5 protein-coding genes are annotated in these 4,680 nt (G+C 63.0%); all 5 read left to right on the top strand.

Annotation, left to right across the window (positions count from 1 at the left end):
• Positions 1-187 (top strand): hypothetical protein (locus QZS13_RS09860; RefSeq protein ID WP_295588486.1); only part of this gene is annotated, 187 nt, incomplete at its 5' end.
• Between the two features lie 234 nt (positions 188-421).
• The gene (locus QZS13_RS09855) at positions 422-691 is read left to right on the top strand and encodes a hypothetical protein (RefSeq protein ID WP_295588483.1); all 270 of its coding nucleotides are present in this window, start codon (positions 422-424) and stop codon (positions 689-691) included.
• A gap of 96 nt (positions 692-787) precedes the next feature.
• The gene (locus QZS13_RS09850; protein ID WP_295588479.1) at positions 788-2,536 is read left to right on the top strand and encodes a stalk domain-containing protein; all 1,749 of its coding nucleotides are present in this window, start codon (positions 788-790) and stop codon (positions 2,534-2,536) included.
• Between the two features lie 81 nt (positions 2,537-2,617).
• The gene (locus QZS13_RS09845) at positions 2,618-4,414 is read left to right on the top strand and encodes a copper amine oxidase N-terminal domain-containing protein (protein WP_295588477.1); all 1,797 of its coding nucleotides are present in this window, start codon (positions 2,618-2,620) and stop codon (positions 4,412-4,414) included.
• A gap of 55 nt (positions 4,415-4,469) precedes the next feature.
• Positions 4,470-4,680: hypothetical protein (locus QZS13_RS09840; protein WP_295588475.1), on the top strand; the 211-nt coding region annotated here is incomplete at its 3' end.

The raw sequence follows: 4,680 nt of genomic DNA, 5'->3' as shown, positions 1-4,680 counted from the left end.
CGACCCGGACATGATGTGGCTGACCACCATGAACCCGGAGACCCGGCGGCTCATCCGGGTCATGCCCGAGGACGTGGCCGCCACAGCGGAGGTCTTTGACCTGCTGCTGGGGGACAATCTCCAGGGCCGCAAGGACCACATCGCGGAGAACGGCTACAAGTATCTCGAAATGGCGGATATTTCGTAATTGTCTTCGGCCTGGCAACTAGCTGGTGCGATATGGTCCTGCGGCCGAGCGGATGCGAGAGCCGCCGCGCGCAAGCGCGCTATGAAATCGTCTGCCGCGCAGAGGCATATGCGCCGCGGCTGCGGCGCGGATGCCACATCGCGGAGAACGGCTACAAGTATCTCGAAATGGCGGATATTTCGTAAGAAGGCAGTGCCTGACCGGGACAGCGTGCAGAAGAGGAGGCGGATCACCGTGACGGGAGAGGAGCTGCTGTTTTTGCTGCTGGGCGGCGTGTGCTTTGTCTATCTTCTGGGGCTGGGCCTTGCTCTGGTCTGCACGGACCTGGGGTGCGGTATGTTTTTTTATTACAAGGATGGCGGTATCTACTCCTGCAAGACAGACCGCCGCCTGACGGATGACACCCCCGCGAACCGCCGCCGCATTTCCCGCGGGATGGGCCTTTTTTTGATTATCATGGACTGCCTGGCGTTCGGCGTACTGGCTGCCGTGCGATTTTTCTGATGCCGGAAGGTTTGCCGGCGTTCCCGTTTTATGAGAAGTTTTCACCGGAATCTATTTCCCTGCCCGGCGCGGGGAAACGAAAAGGAGGAACCCATTATGAAACGCATCCTCGCTTTGGCACTTTCTCTGGTAATGGCCCTGACACTGTGCGCTCCCGCCCTGGCGGCGGCCCCCGAGCGGCCCGGGTGGGTGAAGGATTGGGAGTATACGGTCTTTGAGACGGGCGACGTCTATACCGGTGAAACCTGGCAGATGGTGGAGCGGCTGCGCTCCGACGCGGCCGCCGGGAACCTCCAGCCCCAAAAGGGGGATGACCGGTATGAGGACTGGCTGGCGGGAGAAAAGTCCAGCGCGACGGCGGCGCTGCAGTTTGAGCTGGGCCTTATCGGCATGCAGTACACGCAAAATGCCGGCAAGCGGGCGGCCGTGATGCAGGCCCGGCGGTACTTCTCCCTGGCCCAGGACAGCTATCTGGACGAGGGCGGCACCCGGAACGACGCCACATATAACCTTCTGACGCTGTGGTACCTGCGTGCGCGGATGGTGGAGTGCAGCCCGGAGAGCAAGCAGACCTTCTCCGGACTGAAGCTGCAGGAATTTCTGGCCCAGTCCGGCTACACCATGGCCCAGTTCCGGGACTGCCCGGTGATGGATCTGGTGACGGAGGCGGATTGGGCGGCCATCCAGGAAAACCTCCCTGCAGAGCAGGAGGCGGCGAAAGAAGCCAAGACCCGGGCCAGCGTGACGCTGGACGGCAACCGGATCGACACGGAGAACCTGGCCCGGGTGGTCAATGGTCGGACCATGATCCCCGTGCGGTGCCTGGCGGAGCAGATGGGCGCCGACGTGTCCTATGACAGCACCCTCAAGGCCGCCCGCATCGTCCGGGCGGGGGTGGAGATCATCATGCCCATCGGCAGCAAGACCTGCACCGTCAACGGCGAGCCCTTCCAGATGGATGTGGCGCCCTACATCGAAAACGGCCGGACCATGATCCCCGCCCGGTATGTGTCGGAGCTATTCGGCCAGAACATCCAGTGGGTCTCCGAGACCCGCACCGCCGCCGTGACGGAGAACAAGTCCCTGGCGGGGGACACCAACCTGGAGCAGTGGGCCATGGCCATGGGCGCGTATCTGGGCGCTGTCAACAACGGCGGCCGGCTGATCTTCGGCGGCAAGGGCCGGGGCATGTCCTACGGCATGGACGCCATCGGCCAGCCCTCCGCCGCGGGCACGATCTATACGTATGAGTGGGCCCGGTATCTGCTGGAGGACAGCTGGAGCATCCATGACCGGGCAGAGCTCATCGAGACCGTGTGCGCCATGACGGTGGCCGGGCACAATGCAAGCTTCCTCCACGACGTGAACATGATCTCCTCCATGACGGACGCGCAGTACCGTGCCCTGCTCTCCCAGGCCGCAGGCATGGACATCTACATGTTCCCCTACACCAAGGCCCTGGGAGAAAAGTGGGGTGAGCGGGGTATCCTCTGCTGGGACCTGTTCCGCATGAGCAACCTGGTCCAGTGGGGCTACGCGGCGGGGTATCTTACCTATCCGGAGGCCCTGGCGCTGCTGGAGCCTGCGGCCACGGCCCTCCATGACAATTTTTCCAGCTGGGAAGAGGCCTGCGAGAATTATCTGGACGGCTACAACTGGTGGGCTCGGGAGGACGCGGGGAGCAAGGACCCCTGGACCGTGACCCGGGGACCGTATCTGAAAAATCTCATGGAAAAGAACGAGGACCTGTTTGACGACGCCCTGTTCCGCACACCGGTCAAGGGCGTGGCGGGCCTCAGCGCCCAGGCGCTGCTGGAGTCCGTGCAGGCCGCTTCGGCGGCGTGAGAGATGCCCGGGGCTCGTCGCCCCGGAGAGAGTGAACAGCCGGCCCGCCGGGCCGTACAATCAAAAAAGGAGTGAAGAGTCATGAAGCGCGTGTTTTCCTGGATGCTGACGCTGGTATTGGCCCTGACGCTGTGCGTTCCCGCCCTGGCGGAGGAGTCCGTCCCGCTGTGGCAGGAGTATGGCTGCACATCGGAGGCGGAGTGTGTGGAGCTGTGGTTTGGCGGAGACCAGGCGGCGTACGACGCCGAGGTGGAACAGCGGCAGGCCCGCCAGCAGTGGGAGGCGGACATGGCCGACGAGATTGCCGCCTTTGACCCGGACGCCTATTGGAGCTCCGGAGAGTGCTGGATGGCTGACTACTACGACTCCAAAGAGGCCTTTATGGAAGAGTGGCTGCTGGAAACGGAGGAGGACTTCCGCGCCTGCATGCTGGAGGACTGGCTGGACAACCAGTGGTGGGACTACTGGAACGCCCATGAGACGGAGCGGCTGCGGGCCCAGTTGGGCGGCGTGGCCGGCGAGACCGGCATCATGCTGGACGGTAAGTTCATTGTTTTTCCCAACGGCAAGCCGGAGGTGACCGACGGACATACCATGGCGCCCTGCCGGCCGCTGCTGGAAGCCTTTGGCGGCACCGCAGCCTATGAGGGCGACACGCTGGTTTGCCGGGCCGGAGACGTGACGGTGCGGCTGCGTCCCGGCAGTGCCTCTGCGGAGGTCACGGACGCCAGCGGCACCCGCACCGAGGACATGGGCGCTGCCTGCTATACCCGCGGCGGTGATACGTACATCCCCGTCCGCTTCCTGGCCGGCATCCTGGACTGTGATGTGCTGTGGGATAGCCGGTATGACGCGGCGGTGCTGCTGCAGCGGGACAAGCTGATCGCCCAGGCGGACAGCCAGTTCACCGTCATCAACCGGCTTTTGACCGCCCTGGCCCGGGAGAGCGGCAAGAACTACCAGACGAAAGTGAAGCTGGAGGGCCAGCTGACGGCGCTGGACTCCATCAACGGCGACAAGACCTACCGCCTGGGAGCGGATATGGAGATCCTGCAAAGCGGTACCACCGTGCAGCTGACCGCCAAGCTCCAGATGACCGGCCTGGAGAAGCTGTTGGCAGGCGCATATGTCGATGAAACCACCGCGCAGATGTGGAAGGCTCTGTCGGATTCGGAGCTGGAGGTTATCTACGACGGGGAAAACGGAATGCTGTATGTGAAGCTGCCGGCACTGGAGCTTTTGAGTTACGGCATGTACGCCGACGGCAGCTGGCTGGCCGTGCCCGTTGCCGCCGGAGACATGGAGCAGATCACCTCTGTGGGCCAGCTGCTCTACGAGAGCGTGTTTTCCGTCTACGGCGGCCAGTACGCCTACGGTGACCCGGCGCTCATGTATCAGGAGCTGGAAAAGACCGTGAAGGAAGCGGCTGCCTATATCGGTGACGGCTGCTTTGCAAAGAGCGGAGGATACCAGGTGCTCCATTACGGACAGGAGGAATACGAGGCTGCTTTGGCGGAGACCTACGGCGAGGACTACGTGGACTGGGCCAATGAGTTCGAGCAGCTGGATCTGGAGCTGAAGGTAGCCGAAAGCGGCAGCGCCACTTTCCGGGTGTTGGTGCAGAACCGGGACCAGACGGGCTTTGGCTCGGTGGTGCTGGTGGATGCCCAGGGCACCCTCTCCCCCGCCCGGGTGAACATGGATCTGCTGGTGCGGATGAAGAATCAGTTTGACCTGGCCCTGAGCTACACGGCCGTGACAGCCGTGACGGACCAGGTGCCCGCCTCCGCCCCCGGCGACGGCGAGACAGTCATTGACCCCTATGAGGGCTACATCGATGGGGTCACCCCCGAGCCCATGGAGGACGCGGCCGCTTGACGGCCGCGTTTCCTCCGGCGGCAAATTTTAGATTGCAGGTAAGGATCAGAGAATTATGCCAAAAAAGAAGCAGCCGGAGGAGACCCGGCACAAAGCGACAAACCCCAATGTTCTGGGACTGAAAGCGGCGGTGGTGGAACAGCCCATCACCGACACCCTGGAACTGAACTATATGCCCTACGCCATGAGCGTCATCGTCTCCCGGGCCATTCCGGAGATCGACGGCTTCAAGCCCTCCCACCGCAAGCTCCTGTACACCATGTACA

This window comes from uncultured Oscillibacter sp. (assembly GCF_900546705.1).
Classification (GTDB): domain Bacteria; phylum Bacillota; class Clostridia; order Oscillospirales; family Oscillospiraceae; genus Oscillibacter.
The sequence above is the reverse complement of the archived record's forward strand: the minus strand, read 5'-3'. Positions and strand labels throughout refer to the sequence as shown.

Excerpts from the sequence above, each read along its gene's own strand:
- QZS13_RS09850 (WP_295588479.1), top strand. The coding sequence starts at position 788 with ATGAAACGCATCCTCGCTTTGGCACTTTCTCTGGTAATGGCCCTGACA.
- QZS13_RS09845 (WP_295588477.1), top strand. The coding sequence starts at position 2,618 with ATGAAGCGCGTGTTTTCCTGGATGCTGACGCTGGTATTGGCCCTGACG.